Here is a 19,068-nt window from a genome sequence, read left to right as displayed (position 1 = left end):
GATCATGGCTTCTTTTGTTATACCTTACAGAAGGCTGTCAGCTATTGAAATAATACAATATGCGGAAATGTAACCACTCACTGTACATTCTGTTACATCACACGTTTATTGATTGAATTTTTGGAATTGTACATCACAGCTTTTTCCTGTACATTCCTTTGAAAGCGGTAAGAATCGCTTTGCAGGGAATAAAAAATGCGGTATAATTACCTATAGAAATACTATGAATTACAAGCTGGACGAATATCGGGAAGCAGGGGATACTTATGAAGGAACATGAACGGAAACAAATATCATCCTATGCACAGATCATTATGGATGAAAGTGATAATCTGGTGTATCTGTGTGATATGGATAGCTATGAGCTGCTGTATCTGAACCGCAGAGCCAGAGAAGCCTTCGGCTATTTAGGGAATGATGAAGTGTATGGCAAAAAATGCTACAGTATCCTGCAGGGGAGAACTGCACCCTGTCCTTTTTGTACCAATCATCTGCTGAAAGAGGATGCTTTTTATGAATGGGAGCATTACAACCCACTGTTGAGAGGCTATTTTCTGATGAAGGATAAGAAGCTTTCTGTAGAGGAACGCAATGTGCGTATGGAAATAGCAGTCAATATCACAGAAAAGCAGAAGGAGACACAGGAGCTGCAAAACCGTTTGACCAATGAGGAAATGCTGGTTCGCTGTATTCATACATTGAGCGGTGTGGATGTGGATAACGCTATTTGCCGGCTTCTGGAGATGGTAGGTAATTTCTATGAGGGGGAAAGAGCCTATATATTTGAATTTGATAATGAACACAAGCTGTTATCCAATACGTATGAATGGTGTGCGGAAGGAATTGTGCCCCAGCAGAGCAAGCTGCAGAGGCTGCCTCTTTCCATCATCGAACGCTGGATGCAGTATTTTGAAAAAAATGGGGAATTTTATATCAATTCCCTGCAGGCATCTGTCCATCCGGATTCATCGGAGCATGCCATTTTGAGTATGCAAAGCATTGATTCACTGATTGCGGCGTGTCTGAAAAAGGATCATGAAATCACGGGCTTTATCGGTGTAGATAATCCAAAGCACAATATGAATGATCTTACACTGCTGTCCTCACTGACATATTTTGTGAAGAATGATCTGGAAAAGCGTCATATGCTGCAGCAGCTTGAGCGCATGAGCTATGTGGATCTGCTGACGGGATTGTATAACAGAAACCGCTATAACTGTGTCTTGCAGGAAATGGAAGATGATCATCCTGATTCACTTGGGGTTGTGTATGTGGATATGAACGGACTAAAGGAGCTCAATGACAGCTATGGACATGACTATGGTGATTTCATGATTCAGGAAACAGCCCGTATACTGCTTCAGGTATTTGACAAGGATGCGTACCGTATTGGCGGGGATGAGTTTATCATACTGTGCCGTGATGTAAGTGAACAGACTTTCCACAGCCGCATTGATGCATTGCATCAGCTTCTAAAGCAGCATCAGAATATCAATGTATCCATTGGCTTCTTTTGGAATGCAGGAGATTTTGATATCCGCCATGAAATTGCACGGGCCGATGAACGTATGTATATTGAAAAGCAGGAATATTATGATTCCATGACTTCCCGGCGGTACGATAATCATGCATTGCTGGCAAGAAATCTGTTAAAGGAAATTCAAGGGGGCAGATTTGAGGTATATCTGCAGCCAAAGTTTGAAATTCAGACAAACCGTCTGATTGGTGCGGAGGCACTGGTACGTAAGCGGGAGGCAGACGGAAAACTGCATCGTCCGGCTCAGTTTTTACAGATGTATGAAGAAGAAAACATCATCCGCCATATTGATTTTTTTGTGTTGGAAACAGCCTGTAAAACACTGCAGTCCTGGAAAGAACAGAATTTGCAGGAGTTGAAGCTGTCCGTTAATATTTCACGAATAACGCTGCAGGAGTATAAAGTGGTAGATAAAATTCACGATATTTGTAAGAAATACAGCATATCCCCCTCCCTGGTGGATATTGAAATTACGGAGCATCATTCCCGTGAAATGGAACAGATTATACGTTCCGTAGAGCAGGAGCTGATGAAGCAGGGATTTACTGTCGTTTTGGATGATTTTGGTGCGCAGTTCGCAAATCTTGCCAGTCAAACGGAGTTTCGCTCTCACAAGCTGAAGGTGGATCGCAGTCTTGTAGGCAGTATGGAGAATAATCAGGAGAGCAAATCCATAGTGCATCATACAATTGATATGTGTCATGAGCTGGAGAATACCTCTGTAATTGCAGAGGGAATCGAAAATAAGGCACAGCTCGATATTCTGGAGGAATTTGCGTGTGAATATGGACAGGGATATTATTTTTCAGAGCCGCTGAGTATTGAGGAGTTTAGAAAACAATATTTATAATAGATGCCGCTGATGATAAGCCTGCAAACATTGTCAGTAGGAAAGTTGGTAGCTTGGCTAATAGCTGCCGATTAAGTGAAATGAAACGATCAAAGCACTTCGTTAGGAAGCAGGAAAAAAGCAGATGTTGACTTGTGAAGGTTCTTTCTCACTTTAAGGTAGAAGGAAGGAATATGAGATACAAAAGGATTGATGAGCATTGATTATTTTGTATTTCATGATTCTCATATACCCAGAGTAGAGAAAGAACCCTTGTGAAGTTCATCTGCTCTTTTATTATGTAAAAGGATGAAAATTTATATGTAGGATGTATACGGCTTATAGATTGATAGCCCTGACGGTGTTTACTTGCTTTTGGTGTCCTAAAAAAGAAAAGGATAAGGTACCTGCATAGCTTGTATATTTCTTATGAGCCATGTACTTTATAATGGCTTTCATCTGCTTTTTAGCGGAATAGAGCTACTATGCTTTCTTTGGAAGCTGTGATTGGAGGGGGAAGCAGAGCTGATCATGATCGCAGCAAGCTGTTCGGAAGAAATCGGGCAGTCTTCCAAAATCCATTGACAAAGGATGGAAAAGCTTCCGGTACAATGATATAAGATTTCATAGCGCTCCGTGATTTCGTTATCTTCCCCCTGTTTTTGTAAAAACTGCTTCGTGAAATACTGGAACAGCTCCCGTTCAAAGCGATGCTCCTCATTGCGGCGAAGCAGGGTCTGAAACAGAAAGCTGTGTGCTCTCATATAATCAATGACTGCCGTAAGAAAAATGCGCTGTGTATCAATATCCTGTTCCATGGCAGCCTTTTGCGAGGCCTTTACATAAATATTCATTTCCTCAAACAAATCCTCATGTACAGCGGTAAGAAGCTCATAAATATCCTTATAATAGTCATAAAAGGTGGAGCGGTTTAGATCGGCACAGTCACATAGCTCCTTAATGGTGATGCTGTGTACGGGCTTTGTTTCCATTAGCTGGAGCAAAGCATTTTTCAAAGCTTTCTGTGTACGTACGACACGCCTGTCATTCTTCATCTTTTCACTCTCATTTCTTCCGACACCTCATCACAGAATGTCGGTTAACCGATGCTCTGCATTATATTGATGGTTGTAATCAGCATATATTTCATTATACTTGAAAGTATAGAGAATGAAAAGTATTCCGTATGGAATAGCTGGAAAGTGAGGTCATGCTTATGAAATCGATTTGCGTAGTTACCGGGGGCGGTAGTGGTATGGGCTTTGAAACTGCACGTATATTGGGAAAGACACAGTATATCATTTTGGTGGGACGTACGGTAGAAAAGCTGGAGCATGCCGTTGCATCCTTGCAAAAGGAAGGGATAGAGGCTGAGGCTTTCCCATGTGATGCCAGCAGCCGTGCGTCTGTAAAAAAGCTGGTGCAGCATGCCGCAAGTCTTGGTGAAGTAACGACGGTAATTCATGCGGCAGGTGTCTCTCCACATATGGCAGACGGGGAAAAAATATTTTCCATCAATGCGCTGGGAACCATCCATATTGATGAGGAATTTGCACAGGTGATGAAGGAGGGAAGCTGTATTTTGAATGTTTCTTCCATGTCGGCCTATATGCTTCCGGAGGCACAGGTTCCCAAACAGATTTACAAGCTGGCTCTGCAGGACGAAGCAGCCTTCCTACAGGCGGCTAAGCAGATGATTGCAGGAGTACCTATAGAGAAGCAGCCGGGAATGGCATATACAGTATCAAAAAACTTTGTCGTATGGTATACATCCAGAATGGCTGTACGTTATGGCTCAAAGGGAATCCGTGTGGTTTCCATTTCTCCGGGAACCTTTAAAACGCCAATGGGGGATATTGAAGGAGAAGAAGCTGCAGCATTTGCATTACGAGGAGCATTGGGACGTCTGGGTGAACCAGAGGAAATCGCCAATATGATGGCATTTATGGTTAGCGATGCATGCAGTTACCTGAGTGGTACGGATATTCTGTATGACGGCGGTGCAGTTAGTGCAATGCGTGCGATGCTGGAGGATCAACAATAAAAAAGAGAAGGATTAGTTTTTTTGAGAACTGATCCTTTTTCTTAATCCTCCACGAACACATGAGGATTTTGGAATATGAGGGAACGGTAAACATTGACTAGAATAACAAAAAACCCGTTTTCACGGGCTTATTCTTTATACTGGCGCCTTAAACAGGACTTGAACCTGTGACCTGCCGGTTAACAGCCGGATGCTCTACCAACTGAGCTATTAAGGCGTATCTCAAATGCTTAATAATAATACCATAGCTATGTTGTTTTTGCAAGATGAAAAATCAAATTTCATGTATTTAAAATAACAAAATACACTGAAAATCAAAAATCATATTCTGATTTCCAGTTTCAGGGAAGATCACTCCTTGCTATCCCGCAATTAACAGTTTAAATTTTCTAAAGTAAAGCTCATATATTCCTGAACATAGGGGCATTCTTTGAATACAGATCGTCTGCTTTTTTATCGCAAAATTGATAAAGTGTTTTGACTTTCAATGATAGCATTATAACAAGTTATAAATGGGGAATAACAAAAGGAATTTAAAATTCTATATAATATCTTAACATCCTTTTCCAAAAATAAAATGAGTATTTATAAAGCAGGAAAGTGTAGAGGCAGTTCAGGGAATCGGCTCGTGTATTTTTATAAGGCTTTCGTTATCTCAATCCTGCATCATCAGGCAATAGCTTACAAGCTGACATGGCGTAGTATTGCTGAAGCATTATTAAAAAAGAAAGCGGATATCAGAAAGAGCAGCAAGTGGATTCTTTCCTCCTGAATCATCAGCTTTCCTATGTATAATTTTCCTTACAGAAGCTGCCCTTATACAATCTGAAAGATATAAAATTTCAAATATGAGGTTTCTTCCATTGTCCACAAAATTGGATGATCATGATTTTGCTGTGTGACAGAAACCTGCTTCAGAGTAACACCGGTTTCCTGTGCTGCTTCTCTCAGCATTTTTTCAAAATTATCTATCTCCATAAAACGGGAACAGCTGCAGGTAATCAGATAGCCGCCTCTGCCTAACAGCTTCATGGCTTTCTTGTTTATGCGCTTGTAGCCGTTATAGGCGTGATCAATGGTTCTTCTTGATTTCGTAAAGGCAGGCGGATCCAATACGATAATATCAAATTGTCCTTCCTCACATGCGTCCAGATACTTGAATACATCTGCTTTTACGAAGGAAATTCGATTCTCTAATTGATTTAATTTTGCATTTTCATAGGCCTGATCCAGAGCGGTCTGTGATACATCAACTGCAACTACCTGTTGTGCGTTGCCATAAGCGGCGTTCAGTGCAAAGCCTCCGGTATGAGAGAAGCAGTCCATGACCCGTTTCCCTTGTGACATTTCGCGAAGCAGTACTCTGTTTGCCTTCTGATCAAGAAAATATCCTGTTTTCTGTCCTTTTTCAACATCTACATGCAGCTTGATTCCATTCTCATTTATGATGGTCTTTGTTGGTAAATCAGCATGACGCCAATAGCCCTTTTCCAATGGCAGCCCTTCCTTAGTGCGTACCTTAATGTCGTTTCGTTCGTATATTCCTTTGACATCCTGACCATCCTCATGCAGCACCTCCAGCAGTACCTCGTACAGCATATCTTTGCGCTGATCGAGCCCGAAAGAACTAATTTGGGCAACAAGAATTTCATTATAGCGGTCTACGGTCAGACCAGGCAGCTGATCGGCTTCACCGAAAATCAGGCGGCAGTTTGTGATATTTCTGCATTCCAGTGTTTTGCGAAAATCATAAGCGAATTTTATTCGTTCCTTAAAAAAGGCTCTGTCAAAAGCATCGCTTTTATTTTTGGATAAAATTCTAACAGTTATATGGCTGTTTTTGGATAAGAAGCCAGTACCAAGATATCGGTCATTCGTTGTTACTATATCAACCAGTGCTCCGTTTTCAATACTTTCATCAAGGTGTACCACATTATTTCTATACATCCACATCTGTCCGTTGTTCAGCCACTTTTCTCCTTCTTCAGAAATGGTGACCTTTGGATACATTCTATTCATATTTTTACCTCACTATTACTCTATAACCATGCTATTATACCATATATTATGTCACAGCTAAATGGTAAAGGTGTATGTTATTGGTATATGGACTAAAGGGTCAAACGTATCACTTTAAATATGTATGAATACTTTCTGAAAATTGAAGTGTTCGTACAAACATGGTTGATTTCTGTATCACTGCATTTTAAATGCTTGTATATGTAAAAAGATTAGAATCCTACGTTTATCAGCTGTAGCTATTCTAATCTTCTTTTTATTTAATCCTACCCCCAACAGAGAGGCCTGCTTGATTAAAGTTTTTTTTCCGGCCTGAATGTTACGATATCCTGTATATCACATTCAAGGATCATGCATAGATCGTGTAATGTATTTAGTGTGACACTGCTTCCTTTACGAAATGCATCCAGTGTTCCAGTACTTACATGATACTTATTTATTAAGGTATATTGGGAAATCTGCTTTTCCTTTAATGTTCTCCATAATGGTTCATAGCTTATCATGTAATTACCTCATTTCTATGTAGATTATAATTCAGATATTTATATTGAGCATTGCCGAATATCAGGCTATATCGATGATGACCTATGATATCAAAAGAGAGAGGGATATTATAAATAAGGATAGGTTAAAGCTGATGAAGAACACAGGGTGATTATAATAAGGTTCTATAATGGTTTATCTGTCGGAAGAAAGGCTGCATTTATGAATTTAATAGATACTCTTTCAGGATTGCTGGTTAAGGATAATCACTAGGCCTTTGTCATATAGAAACCTTTTTATGTGTATGTAGAAGACTGATATACATATAACGGAGAACACGAAAAAAAGCCCCTATCATAAAGGGACTTCATTTACCTTATTGGTGACGCGTACGGGATTCGAACCCGTGAATGCTTGCGTGAAAGGCAAGTGAGTTAACCGTTTCTCCAACGCGCCATCAGTATTAACCGCGAATGCCTGTTTATAATATCATAAGAAGGAGCAGGGCGCAAGACTTTTATTGAAAAAAATGAAAAAATTATAGTACTATATTATGGTACACCGTTGCCACAGGTTCTTATTATAGTTAATTATAACAGGGAAAAGGAAATCGGATGTAATATAATTCTTATTTCCATCTTTTGCATCCTTTCAATATTCTTGTATGTTATGGCTGTAAATAGTACCTGCTGCGTTTAATGTACAAAACAGAAAACATTTTATAATTCCAGATCGAAAGCCTTGCTTTTTATTAGCGGTGTATTGACCATCATTCGTTACTGCTTTCCATCCTATACAGGAAAGATACGATAGCTATGTGATTTACTGCGAGCATATCGTCATAAGGAATATTCATTCTTGAAAGGTACGGTGGCCTTACTCGTCATTCAACACTTTGCTGGGTCTGCATATCTCCTTACTACATAACATATGCGGTCGAAGGAGGCGAAAACGGGCAGCAGCTGCGAATTCTTCATAATAATGCTTTTCAATATATAGGGATTCTGCGTATAATATATGCGGTTAGGAAAAAGAGGTAAAAAGATGAAGAAGATATTATTTTTAACAACTGGCGGAACGATTGCATCCAGCTCCAGTGAGGAAGGCCTGGTACCGTCTTTGACCAGTGAGGAAATACTGCATTATCTTGGTGAGCATCACGATGATATTGAAATCGTATGTGAGGATTTACTGCGGCTGGATTCCAGCAATATGCAGCCGGAGGAATGGCAGCTGATCGCCAGACGGATCGCAGAGGCAAAAAACGGATATGATGGTATCGTGTTAAGCCATGGTACGGATACGATGGCCTATACGGCAGGTGCTCTTTCGTTTATGCTGCGCAATCTCGATATACCTGTCATAATCACGGGAAGCCAGCTTCCGCTGCTGCATCCGCTGAGTGATGGCGTGGAGAATATACGTGTGGCCTTTACTGCCGTTTGCGAGGATATTCAGGGAGTCTATGTGTGCTTTAATCGTAAAATCATGCTGGCAACACGAGTTGTCAAGGTACGTACGATGAATTTTGACGCCTTTGAAAGTGTCAACCTGGAGCCGTGCGGACTGGTGGATGCCAGAGGACTGCATATGAATAAAAAGCTGCTCATCCATACAGAGGGCGCCTTTGCCTTGGAGGATGAGCTGTGCAAAGATGTGGTACTGATTAAACTGATTCCGGGAATGAACCCGCAGCTTTTTGATAAGCTGGCGGAAATGGATATCCGCGGTATCGTTATCGAAGCCTTTGGGGCAGGAGGAATCAACTTTGTGCGGCGCGACCTGATCAGCGAGCTGGAGAAAATCGTATCCTGCGGTATCAGCGTGGTGGTATGCAGCCAGTGCCTTTACGAATATAGTGATTTCTCTATTTATCAAACTGGGCAAAAGGTTTTGCAGCATGGTGTGATTCAGGGCTATGATATGACGAGTGAGGCATGTGTCACCAAGCTAATGTGGGCATTGGGAAGAAGCAGTGACACAGCGGAAGTGAAAAAAATATTTGAAACGAATTATGTAAATGAAATCACTTTACCATAAGCTTTGTAATACCTGCTCAGGAAGATAACAACAGAAAATTCATATCTGCATACAGGCAAAATAGCATGCAGGCTTATGCTGTATGGGGGTGATTTTCTGTCTGATTGCTATACGATTGAATCTCAAAAAATTGAATTTGATTTTTTGTATCAGCTTCTTTTGGTTAAGAAAAAACTGTCCTCCAGCTGTCTGCATCTGTGAAAATCGCTCCTTTTTAAAGGGTTTCAGCTATAGGAAGCTAATATATTCCTATATACATCATTTAGTATCAAAAAACATATAAACTGGTAAAATATATTAGTTGACAATTCATTGACGGAATGCTACGATATGCTTGGTGATAAATATGATAGAGAAAAGAAAAGCACCGGCATTTCATTGTCCCCGCTGGGAGGAGCTGCCGGATATGGATTTATATATGGATCAGGTGGTAACGCTGCTCAATGAATACCTCAAGCCGTTTCACGCCAAGGATCAGGAAAAGATGGTAACCTCCACCATGATAAACAACTATGTGAAGCATGGGATTGTTTCTCCTCCCATTAAAAAGAAATATACAAAAAATCATGTTGCTTATCTGATGGTTGTCTGTATTTTGAAAATCGTATATCGCATGGATGAAATCAGTAAGTTGATTCGTGTGCAGATTTATAAATATCCAATCGACCAGGCGTATAATTATTTTTGTGCAGAGCTGGAATGCTGTTTGAAATGTATTTTCGCGCACAAAAAGGTACATCATGCGCCAAGTGATGATGATGGCAGTCTGGTGGTGGATTTGATTCGTAATACCGTACAGGCAGTGGCTTATACAATTTATGTGCGTCATGAATTGGAGCATCCCCAAATCATGATTCAGGAGGAATCTGAAACATAACGGGCTTTCACAAAAATGTGTGAGAGTCTTTTTTTGTTATCAGTAGTTTTCGATGGGGAAGTGCATATACTGTAGTAAGAGGGATGTCTATGAACGAACTGCTGGTGCTTGCCTGGCTGCTGATACCGGCAGCTGCATTGCTTTTACAATATTACTTCATACAAAAACGACAGAATCTGCTTTGGATTCTGCCGCTTGCCAGTCTGGCGGCAACTTTCTTTATTGGGCTTGCTGCTGTCCTGTTTGCTTTTTTTCTTATCTTATTTACAAAGGTTCTGATGGCAGAAGATCCGCATCAAAGCTGATGACCTCCTGCTTTTTCATGTCAAGGATATATTCATGGGATAGAATCCAGCGTCCTTTTTTATAATCCCGTGTCCGCAAATAGAGAAAATCTGAATAGAAGCGTAAATGAAACCCGATCTGATCCTGTGAATCTCCATGCTCGATACGGACAAAGGAGGGCAGATTGATAAGGAATAGGTTATTTGTAGCCAATACCTCACACAGTGCAAAGCTGTTATGCAGATGTCCGCTGATAATAAGAATATGCGGATGCAGCGCTTTCAGCATATCTTTAGTAAGCTGCTGCTGGGTACCGGTATGCTGCTCACTTCGCGGATGGGTATCCTGCAGAGGCTGATGTGCGATAATGCAGACCGGTTTGCTTTTATCATCCTGTTTCAGAACATTGAGCAGCCAGTCCACCTGCTTATGCGAAAGAATCATATCATTCTTGCTTGGCTGTTCACTGTTCAGTATATAGAAATGAATGCCCTCTACATATTGATCAAAGTAGATGCTTTCCGCATGTCTTGGCAGCAGCTTACGGTATTCCGGATGAATACGGTTCTGCGTGCGGGAAAATATATTATAAAGATCATGATTTCCCAATGCCGCAAGGACGTGAATGGGAAATTCCTGCAGCTGTGTCAGTACCTGCTTCATTTGAAAGGAATATCCGTTGTTTGTCAGATCACCGCATAGGATGACATGACGTACCTTGCGTTTCCACATATCCTCCAGTGCAGCCTCCAGTCTGGTATTCTGTCTTGGCAGTGTGACATGTAAATCAGCCAGTAAATCTGTCTGCAGATAGCTTTTTTCATTACAGATCCGGTTGGCGAATGCAGTTCTTTTTTTATCCATGGCAAGTCTCCTCCTGCTGTATATTGTGGACAGAAATCACTGTTCTATAACGGCAGCAGAAAAAAGAATCCATTGTTCTTTTGAGGTAGTTTCCAAGCGGAATATTTACATTTTCTGTTTATATCTTTTTTCGCTTGTGATACTATAATACTGAACGAAAAAGAAAGTTGAGGTATGCGAAGATGGATTATGCAAAAGAAGCACTGCGTCTGCATGCAGAGTGGAAAGGAAAGCTGGATATCGATCCCAAGATGGAAATCAATACCAAGGATGATCTGAGTCTGGCATATACACCGGGAGTTGCTGCTCCCTGTCTGGAAATTGAAAAGGACATCAACAAAAGCTACGAGCTGACGGGAAGAGGCAATTTGGTAGCTGTTGTTACCGATGGAACAGCTGTTCTTGGTCTGGGGGATATCGGGCCGGAGGCAGGTATGCCGGTCATGGAAGGAAAATGTGTTCTGTTTAAGGAATTTGGCGGTGTGAATGCCATTCCGCTATGTATAAAAAGCAAGGATGTGGATGAAATCGTCCGTACGGTTGCGTTATTATCCGGCAGCTTCGGCGGTATCAATCTGGAGGACATTGCGGCACCACGCTGCTTTGAAATTGAAGCGAAGCTGAAGGAGCTATGCGATATTCCGGTATTCCATGACGATCAGCACGGTACTGCAATCGTTACGGCTGCGGCTTTGTTAAATGCGGTGAAGCTGACAGGGAAGAAAATGGGAAGCCTGCGTATCGTTATCAATGGCGCAGGTTCTGCAGGAATCGCCATTGCCAAGCTGCTGCTTAACATGAAATTCGGCGATGTCATTCTCTGTGATTCCAGAGGAAGCGTATATAAAGGAAGGGAAGGCATGAACGAAGGCAAGAAGGAAATTGCTGAGGTTACGAATAAAGGAATGCTGAAGGGCAGTCTTGCGGATGCCATGAAGAACAGTGATATTTTTATCGGTGTATCTGCACCAGATGTAGTCAGTGAGGACATGGTTGCTTCTATGAATGAAAAATCCATCGTACTGCCAATGGCAAATCCGGTACCGGAAATCATGCCGGATAAGGCGAAAAAGGCGGGTGCGTATGTCGTTGGTACAGGACGCAGCGATTTTGCAAATCAGATCAATAATGTATTGGCCTTCCCGGGTATTTTCCGAGGTGCTCTGGATGTTCGTGCAACGGATATCAATGAGGATATGAAGGTAGCGGCAGCATATGCTATTGCCTCCTTAGTAAAAGAGGATGAGCTGCATGCGGATTACATCATTCCAAGCGCATTGAATAAAGAAGTGGGAGCAGTGGTTGCCAAGGCAGTTGCACAGGCCGCAAGGGACAGCGGTGTAGCCCGCATATAGAGAAATACAAGCAATACGGTGTAAAAGCCGTATTTTTTTTCGCACAGCAGCATGAAAAAGGAAGCATCATGACAGCAAACTAAGCATCTTCTAGCTGTTTTTGTTGGTCAGCAATGCAAATATAGTGTCTGTGGTGTATGCGCATATGAAGCTGTATCGTTTCTTTAGATGATTTCCGCTGCAATTTGCCAGAGCATAGCTGTTAAAAAAGCAGCTTCTGATAGAAATCAGAGCAGTACGTTTTCATATATGCAAAAAAGGCACAAGCTCACCTGTACGGATGATTTTGTGCCAATTTTACAAGCTTAGCTGTACGGATAATTTTCTGTTAATTTTACAAGCAGGATTACTGATAGACAGGAAAGGCTCTGAACTTTCCTATACCATGTTTTCAGGAATAACATAGGCATCGAATTCCTCTTCCCGCAGGAATCCAAGGGATACGCATGCTTCCTTTAAAGAAATTCCATCCTGAAAGGCTTTTTTTGCTGTCTTTGCAGCATTTTCATAGCCGATATGCGGATTCAATGCTGTCACAAGCATCAGGGAATGCTGCAGATACTCCTTCATTTTTTCCTGATTAGCCTGAATGCCATCTACACAATGGATGCGGAAGCTGCGCAGAGCGTCACTAAGCAGGGTCACAGACTGCAGGAAGTTATAAATAATGACGGGCATAAATACATTCAACTCAAAATTTCCCTGGCTTGCCGCAAATCCAATAGCTGCATCATTTCCCATGACCTGTACAGCAACCATGGTCATTGCTTCACATTGGGTTGGATTGACCTTTCCCGGCATGATGCTGCTTCCTGGCTCATTTTCTGGTATCCGGATTTCCTGCAGACCGCATCTCGGCCCGCTTGCCAGCCAGCGTACATCGTTTGCAATCTTCATACAGTTTGCCGCCAGTGCCTTTATTGCGCCATGAGCAAAGCAGATATCATCCTTTGCGGATAAGGCATGAAATTTATTCGGATCACTGATAAACTGGGTGTTAAGCTGTTCACTCAGCTTTTCACATACGCGCTCACCAAAGCCCTGTGGTGCATTTAAGCCGGTTCCAACCGCAGTACCGCCGATAGCGAGCTTACGCAGGGAATCGATTGCCTTCTGCAGCATATCGATATTGTTTTCCAGCATCCCGCGCCAGCCACTGATTTCCTGGGAAAAGCGCAGAGGTGTTGCATCCTGCAGATGGGTACGTCCGATTTTTATGATATTGCAATTTTCCTTTTCCAGACGCTTGCATACTGAAATCATTTCCTCCAGCTCTGGCAGCAGCTGCTTTCGGATTGCCTCAATCGCTGCGATATGCATAGCGGTGGGGAAGGTATCATTGGAGCTTTGCCCCTTATTTACATCATCATTGGGATGCAGCAGCACTTCCCTTGCCAGCTCATTGCCGCGGTTGGCGATAACCTCATTGACATTCATATTGCTCTGTGTACCACTTCCAGTCTGCCACACGGCAAGCGGGAAGTGGGAATCCAGTCTGCCGCACAAGATTTCATCACAGGCAGTGGCAATCATATCTAGCTTTCGTTCCTCCAGCCGTCCAAGCTCATGATTGACCTTTGCACATGCCAGCTTCAGATGAGCAAAGGCGTTGATAACGCTCAGTGGAATCTTTTCGTCTCCGATTTTGAAATTTTCATAGCTGCGCTGAGTCTGGGCACCCCAGTATTTATCTTCCTCAACAGCGATTTCACCCATAGAATCATGCTCGATTCGTGTTTTCATAGACGCACTCTCCTTTTTCTTTCTATAAAGATTTTACCATGTTCGCACATGAAAAAAAAGAGCAGTCATGAAAGACTGTCTCAAAATAAAATACACAGGGTTAGCAGACTTAGAACTAGAAGTCCTGAAATGCTGGTGCCGATGATTCCCAGAACAAAGCCGGCAATGGCTCTGCCTACAGACTGCAGCTGTCTGCCCTTTACACCCAGGATAATGGCGAGGATGCCGCATATCAGAGCAGCAGCGGCTACAGCTATCGCTTGCAGTATCCAGAAGAACGAAAAAATCATAGCCAGTATACAGAGCGATACGGAAACAATACCCAATACCATAGCTGCAATAGAAATACGGCTACCTGTAGGATTCATATCGAAGCCTCCCTTTTCAAATAAAACGGGCCATAGCCCGTTTAACCGCCAATCTGATAATCGTCATCCAGTACCTTGATCTGGCTGTCTCCAATAATGAAGTAGTGTGGATAATGATACAGCAGATTCTTATTCACAAAGGAAATACTGCCTAACAGGATATCTACCGATTCTATAGAGGTGCGTGTCATTAAATCGGAAATAAAATTGAAATCTGTTTTCATTTCCTTATACTGTGCGTCAGAGAAGGTATAGATTTTATCTTCCGGAATAAAGCCGGTTGCTCTGCTTAACGGCTTAATAACATTTCTTGCGTATGCAGGAGCGCTGATTTCATAGCCGTTCATACTTAACGGGGTACCGTATTCAACGATTGCCTTCAGAATACGGGCATTTCCAATCACCTTTTCCAGGGAATCATCCTTAACATTGATAACGAATTTACGCCCTTCCGCAAACTGACTGATATGATATTCATTCTGGAAGAACAGGTACATGTGATGATTTAATGTCTTCGCAACATCTTCCTTAATCGGCTCATAGCCAACCCAGCCTCCAAAATCATTTACATCTGCAATTTCGATTCCATACATAACTTGTTTCATATGAATTCTCCTCTCGTGTGTAGTTCTTACCTATATTATATACTGAATTGCATATAAAAAACAGATTTACTGTGTAAATTCTACATGCTTTTCCTTATACATATGTCTGCTTTTGTTAAAAAATCGTATACTGTACAAAAAAAGGATGCGGTTTTCTTTTACTATGTTCTATGATTTACGGCATACATATGATAAAATTATAGATAGTAAAGCAGCTGTATATAACAGGGAGTCTGCCAATATCTGGGGATTGAAAGTGATTGGGAATGGAAAGTAGGATGATGGAATGGAGAGAAAACGCATCTGTGAAGACTGTGGAAATATTTGTAATGATGTAAACTGCCCCATCTGCGGAAGGAAAACGAAGGTTTATGCCGGATCCAGACAGGAGGATACACTTTATGATGCTTCAAAATACCGCATGTCTGATAATACCGGCTGTACGAAGAAAGAACAAAAGAAGAAGGATGTATTTGAACAAAAAGCTCGCATGGATGACGATGGAAGAACAAAGGAGCATCGCTTTAACCATGTGGGCGGAAAAAATCTACGGCTGCGCATGGAAAAAGGGGGGCACCCTTATTATGAGCATGTCAGAGCAGGGAAAAATCAGTATGCTGTAACTGCAGTGCATAAGCTTAGCGCATTTCTTTTGGGCGTGATTATCATAGCGGTGATTGCGATCGTGATAGGCTATAGCAACTCTCATAATGAGGAAGCTGGCATACCGGATTACGGGGATGAAGAAAATCAGGGCTTTGTGAGCGGTAATATTTCTATGCATGAGGTGAATGAGAAGGTAGACTTAACCTGTATGGTCATGGATTATGGGGATGTTGAGGGAGCACAGATCGTTATTGTGGAAAATACGAGTCCGTATCTGGTAAAGAGTGACCTGATGAAGGGGGATGAAACGGTAGGGTATTTGAGCCTTCCAGCAAACTCTAATACGGAAACACTTATCTATGATGCAGCCTTATCCTCCTGTGATAATAAAATTTACGGTGTATATGAAATGGAGCTTGAAAAGCCGCAGGTTGCATATACATTAACGACTTCATATAACAGCGAATATGAATTAGATGCCCGCATTGATGTCAGGAAAAGAATAAATGAGGATCAACTGGAGACTTTGCTGCGTTACCTCTATGCACAGGCTAGTGCGGCGGATATGTACAATCTAAACGATGTCGGTGTTCACTATAAGGATGATATGCTCTATAGAGCAGTCTTTGATTATACAAAGGGAAGCATTGAAATCGAAAGCACGCAGGATTCTGCGGCACCGTATACGATCTATATTGAAAATTAGGACTTTTTCTGAGGGTCAAAACGTGGTAATATAGTAAGGTATATGAAGGAGAAATAGCTATGAAACATACCGTGCGTTTACAGGAAGAGATTTCTAAAAATGTGTCCGCAAGAAAACATATCACTACACAGATCGAATACTTCTGCGATAGCGAGGAGGATACTAGAAATCTGACACAGAATATCACTGAAGTGCTGACAAAGCATCTCGGTGACAGCAGCTTGGCAAAAATCACATATGACTACCATCCATCTGAGAAAAAGGTAGAGGTTGTCATTATCGAACACAAGTAATATTCCTATGCGATGCCCCTGTGGCATCGTTTTTTCATTTGTATATTGAAATGATGCAGAAAACTGTACAGCTTATGGAATGACTGGCATCAGGCATTTTCTTTTTCTTAAAGAAAGGTACAGGCCGCAAAATTTTGCATATAACGATATTTGTAGGAAGTATTTCAAAAGATACGTATCAGTGTAAATAGAGGAAGCTGAAAAAAGAGAACATTCACGCCTGTGAACATCCTCTTTATGTGTATGCTTAATGCTTTGTGAAACGCGTGAAGGTGCTACTATTTTTGATATGCGTGTTCTATTTCAGCAACATACATAGTATGGTAGTCCTTCTGCGGATAGTTTTTATCAATTAAAGAGAGATCCAGGAAGCATTCCTCTTTCATTTCCTGCGCATACAGCTTACGGCATACAAGTACCGTATTTGCTTCTATAAAATATGGCGCATCATTCACGAAGGCGGTATGCAGGCCGGATGCTTCGATTTTATTTTCATCTCTACCGCTGACTGTGCCCAGATAGGTTAGCGCTTTACGATAAGTCTCATCATAAAAGGAAAGTGTAAAGATTTCACCCTGGTCAATAAATTCTTTCGTATAACGCTGCGGGCGCAGGAAGACAAATGCGGTTTGCTTGTTCCACAGGATTCCCAAACCTCCCCAGGAAGCAGTCATCGTATTGACAACACCGTCCTTTTGAGCTGTAACAAGCATCCATTCCTTACCAATCATTGTAAAAGCATCATTGTGAAGCTGACTTGTCTGTATTTCTTTTAATTCCATATAATCAGATCCTTTCTTTTGACAATATTATAGTGTATGCAGTTTTCTTTTACAAGTTGAACATGCCGTGTGTTCTGCTTGCAAAGAGTCCTGTTCTGCATTATGATAGCCGTAAAAGAGAAAGAGGGATTTTTATGAATATAACATATATCACACACAGCTGTTTTCTGGTGGAGCTGGAAAGCTGTTATCTGCTGTTTGATTATTATAAAGGAAAACTACCTGAACTAAAGGCACAAAAGCCGTTGTATGTGTTTGCCAGCCATGCACATCAGGATCATTATAGCAGCCGTATTTTTGAGCTGAGAAATCATGCCGTTACATGGATTTTATCTAATGATATCCATACCGCGCATTCACATATTCAGGTAGCGGCAAATCGGGAATACGATATTGACTGTCTGCATGTACAAACACTTACCTCAACAGATGAAGGCGTTGCTTTTCTGGTGCACTGCGGCTCTGTGTGCATATACCATGCCGGTGATTTGAACTGGTGGGATTGGGGGAAGGAGGATACACCCCAGGAGTCAAAGCTCATGAAGCAGCAGTATGTAGGGGAAATGCGGAAATTAAAGGGAATGCATATTGATGTCGCCTTTGTTCCTGTTGATCCAAGACTACAGGAGCGTGCGTTGCAGGGCGTACAGACATTTCTGGAATATGCATCGTGTGATCTGCTGGTGCCAATGCATTTCTGGAAGGATACTTCTATTTTTCAACAGCTTCAGGATTCTGAACACATATGGAAGAACGCTACGAACCTGTGGCTGAATTTCCAGGAGCTGGAAACGTTTACAAAAGTATGATGTTTTATCACCTTAATATGGAACTTTCTCCTGATTTATGCTACTATTGTACTATATAAACAAGAGAAAAGGGAGTATGGATAATGGAAACAAAAGAAATCATCAAATGTGCCTTAAAGGATTATCAGAATATCACCGGTCTGCGCAGCTATGTTGTGTATGATAATACGGTGATTCAGAGTGCTTCTGAGAAAAATTATTTTTGCAAGTGTCTGAAATCCAGCAGTAAGGCTTTAAAAAAATGTGAAGAATGTACACAGGAAACATATGAAAATGCCCGCAGCATTGACCATGAATGTGTATATTCCTGTCATGCCGGGCTGATCAAATGGGCGGTTCCGGTAAAACGCGGTGATTTCCACTGTGTAATTGTCAGTGAAGGTGTCCTTGCTATGAAGCAGATGGAGGATGCGGATAAATGGGCAAAATATCTCAGCAGAGAGTATCAGCTGGATGAAGCGATGCTGTTGAAAAACTTTAAAATCATTCAGACCATGGATGAGGATCAGATGAATGCATCTATAGGTCTGCTGAAGGATTTATTGTCCTATCGCTTTGCAATGGCGGAAAGAAAGGTGTAGCCCTTTCTTTTTTTGACTAGAAAAGTCCTTCGAAAAGGAATTTTAAAAGATATTATGAAAATACTGCATTCATTCCAATAGGAAACAGTCTTATTTACAGAATCATAATCTATAATACGTGATTGGATCCTTACAGATCGGTTGACATGTTTTACAATAGAAAGCAAATAGATATTCCAAAATTATCTAATTCCTACCCATGATTTAACAAAAATAGAAAAATTTTAACTTTTTTAGGAATT

Annotated in this window: 18 protein-coding genes and 2 tRNA genes; 10 read left to right on the top strand and 10 right to left on the bottom strand. The window is 41.5% G+C overall.

Features of this window, described 5'->3' with window-relative positions; all coding sequences use genetic code 11:
- Positions 1–266 precede the first annotated feature (266 nt).
- A complete protein-coding gene (locus GKZ87_14315; protein ID QSI26575.1) occupies positions 267–2,387 on the top strand; it encodes an EAL domain-containing protein in 2,121 nt (706 codons plus the stop codon).
- 434 nt (positions 2,388–2,821) lie between these two features.
- Here GKZ87_14315 and GKZ87_14310 read toward each other — a convergent pair whose 3' ends face one another.
- Positions 2,822–3,421: a hypothetical protein gene (locus GKZ87_14310; GenBank protein QSI26574.1), complete on the bottom strand. Its 600-nt coding sequence runs from the start codon at positions 3,419–3,421 to the stop codon at positions 2,822–2,824.
- 161 nt (positions 3,422–3,582) lie between these two features.
- Between GKZ87_14310 and GKZ87_14305 the strand changes: the two genes are divergently transcribed.
- Positions 3,583–4,410 carry an SDR family oxidoreductase gene (locus GKZ87_14305; protein ID QSI26573.1) on the top strand — a complete coding sequence of 276 codons (828 nt, stop codon included), beginning with the start codon at positions 3,583–3,585 and terminating at the stop codon, positions 4,408–4,410.
- A 141-nt stretch (positions 4,411–4,551) separates the two neighbouring features.
- Here GKZ87_14305 and GKZ87_14300 read toward each other — a convergent pair.
- The 4 genes from GKZ87_14300 to GKZ87_14285 all read right to left on the bottom strand — a co-directional run bounded on the left by GKZ87_14300 (position 4,552) and on the right by GKZ87_14285 (position 7,368).
- A tRNA-Asn gene (locus GKZ87_14300) sits at positions 4,552–4,627 on the bottom strand.
- A gap of 599 nt (positions 4,628–5,226) precedes the next feature.
- Positions 5,227–6,429, bottom strand: coding sequence for a methyltransferase domain-containing protein (locus GKZ87_14295; protein QSI26572.1), 1,203 nt, complete (start codon positions 6,427–6,429; stop codon positions 5,227–5,229).
- A gap of 293 nt (positions 6,430–6,722) precedes the next feature.
- Positions 6,723–6,932, bottom strand: coding sequence for a helix-turn-helix domain-containing protein (locus tag GKZ87_14290; protein ID QSI26571.1), 210 nt, complete (start codon positions 6,930–6,932; stop codon positions 6,723–6,725).
- A 360-nt stretch (positions 6,933–7,292) separates the two neighbouring features.
- Positions 7,293–7,368, bottom strand: a tRNA-Glu gene (locus GKZ87_14285).
- A gap of 588 nt (positions 7,369–7,956) precedes the next feature.
- Between GKZ87_14285 and GKZ87_14280 the strand changes: the two genes are divergently transcribed.
- The 3 genes from GKZ87_14280 to GKZ87_14270 all read left to right on the top strand — a co-directional run bounded on the left by GKZ87_14280 (position 7,957) and on the right by GKZ87_14270 (position 10,134).
- Positions 7,957–8,952, top strand: coding sequence for a type I asparaginase (locus GKZ87_14280; protein QSI26570.1), 996 nt, complete (start codon positions 7,957–7,959; stop codon positions 8,950–8,952).
- Positions 8,953–9,298: 346 nt separating this feature from the next.
- Complete coding sequence (locus GKZ87_14275) at positions 9,299–9,829, top strand: DUF1836 domain-containing protein (GenBank protein ID QSI26569.1); 531 nt, start codon at positions 9,299–9,301, stop codon at positions 9,827–9,829.
- A gap of 89 nt (positions 9,830–9,918) precedes the next feature.
- Positions 9,919–10,134, top strand: a complete 216-nt coding sequence (locus GKZ87_14270; protein QSI26568.1) for a hypothetical protein — start codon at positions 9,919–9,921, stop codon at positions 10,132–10,134.
- Here the strand turns inward: GKZ87_14270 and GKZ87_14265 are convergent.
- The gene (locus GKZ87_14265; protein QSI26567.1) at positions 10,094–10,978 is read right to left on the bottom strand and encodes a metallophosphoesterase; all 885 of its coding nucleotides are present in this window, start codon (positions 10,976–10,978) and stop codon (positions 10,094–10,096) included. The genes GKZ87_14270 and GKZ87_14265 overlap by 41 nt on opposite strands.
- A gap of 182 nt (positions 10,979–11,160) precedes the next feature.
- Between GKZ87_14265 and GKZ87_14260 the strand changes: the two genes are divergently transcribed.
- The gene (locus tag GKZ87_14260) at positions 11,161–12,333 is read left to right on the top strand and encodes an NAD-dependent malic enzyme (GenBank protein QSI26566.1); all 1,173 of its coding nucleotides are present in this window, start codon (positions 11,161–11,163) and stop codon (positions 12,331–12,333) included.
- A gap of 378 nt (positions 12,334–12,711) precedes the next feature.
- On the opposite strand, the gene fumC is transcribed toward GKZ87_14260, so the two are convergent.
- From fumC to GKZ87_14245, 3 genes are all read right to left on the bottom strand, one after another.
- Complete coding sequence (gene fumC / locus GKZ87_14255) at positions 12,712–14,076, bottom strand: class II fumarate hydratase (GenBank protein ID QSI26565.1); 1,365 nt, start codon at positions 14,074–14,076, stop codon at positions 12,712–12,714.
- A gap of 80 nt (positions 14,077–14,156) precedes the next feature.
- Positions 14,157–14,444 carry a hypothetical protein gene (locus tag GKZ87_14250; GenBank protein ID QSI26564.1) on the bottom strand — a complete coding sequence of 96 codons (288 nt, stop codon included), beginning with the start codon at positions 14,442–14,444 and terminating at the stop codon, positions 14,157–14,159.
- Positions 14,445–14,485: 41 nt separating this feature from the next.
- Positions 14,486–15,049 carry a hypothetical protein gene (locus GKZ87_14245; protein QSI26563.1) on the bottom strand — a complete coding sequence of 188 codons (564 nt, stop codon included), beginning with the start codon at positions 15,047–15,049 and terminating at the stop codon, positions 14,486–14,488.
- Between the two features lie 286 nt (positions 15,050–15,335).
- Here GKZ87_14245 and GKZ87_14240 point away from each other — a divergent pair, with 286 nt between their 5' ends.
- Both GKZ87_14240 and GKZ87_14235 read left to right on the top strand, forming a co-directional pair.
- Entirely contained in the window at positions 15,336–16,361 is a 1,026-nt protein-coding gene (locus tag GKZ87_14240; GenBank protein QSI26562.1) for a hypothetical protein, read from the top strand.
- 59 nt (positions 16,362–16,420) lie between these two features.
- Positions 16,421–16,654, top strand: a complete 234-nt coding sequence (locus tag GKZ87_14235) for a hypothetical protein (GenBank protein ID QSI26561.1) — start codon at positions 16,421–16,423, stop codon at positions 16,652–16,654.
- Between the two features lie 278 nt (positions 16,655–16,932).
- Here the strand turns inward: GKZ87_14235 and GKZ87_14230 are convergent, their stop codons facing one another.
- The gene (locus GKZ87_14230; GenBank protein QSI26560.1) at positions 16,933–17,436 is read right to left on the bottom strand and encodes a flavin reductase family protein; all 504 of its coding nucleotides are present in this window, start codon (positions 17,434–17,436) and stop codon (positions 16,933–16,935) included.
- A 134-nt stretch (positions 17,437–17,570) separates the two neighbouring features.
- On the opposite strand from GKZ87_14230, the gene GKZ87_14225 reads away from it, so the two are divergent.
- Positions 17,571–18,245 carry a metal-dependent hydrolase gene (locus tag GKZ87_14225; protein ID QSI26559.1) on the top strand — a complete coding sequence of 225 codons (675 nt, stop codon included), beginning with the start codon at positions 17,571–17,573 and terminating at the stop codon, positions 18,243–18,245.
- An 83-nt stretch (positions 18,246–18,328) separates the two neighbouring features.
- On the top strand, positions 18,329–18,826 hold the full coding sequence (locus tag GKZ87_14220) for a hypothetical protein (GenBank protein ID QSI26558.1): 498 nt from the start codon (positions 18,329–18,331) through the stop codon (positions 18,824–18,826).
- The last annotated feature ends 242 nt before the right edge of the window (positions 18,827–19,068 follow it).

This window comes from Erysipelotrichaceae bacterium 66202529, from assembly GCA_017161075.1.
GTDB lineage: Bacteria > Bacillota_I > Bacilli_A > Erysipelotrichales > Erysipelotrichaceae > Clostridium_AQ.
Note: the sequence above shows the minus strand (reverse complement) of the source record. Positions and strands in the feature narration are given on the sequence as shown.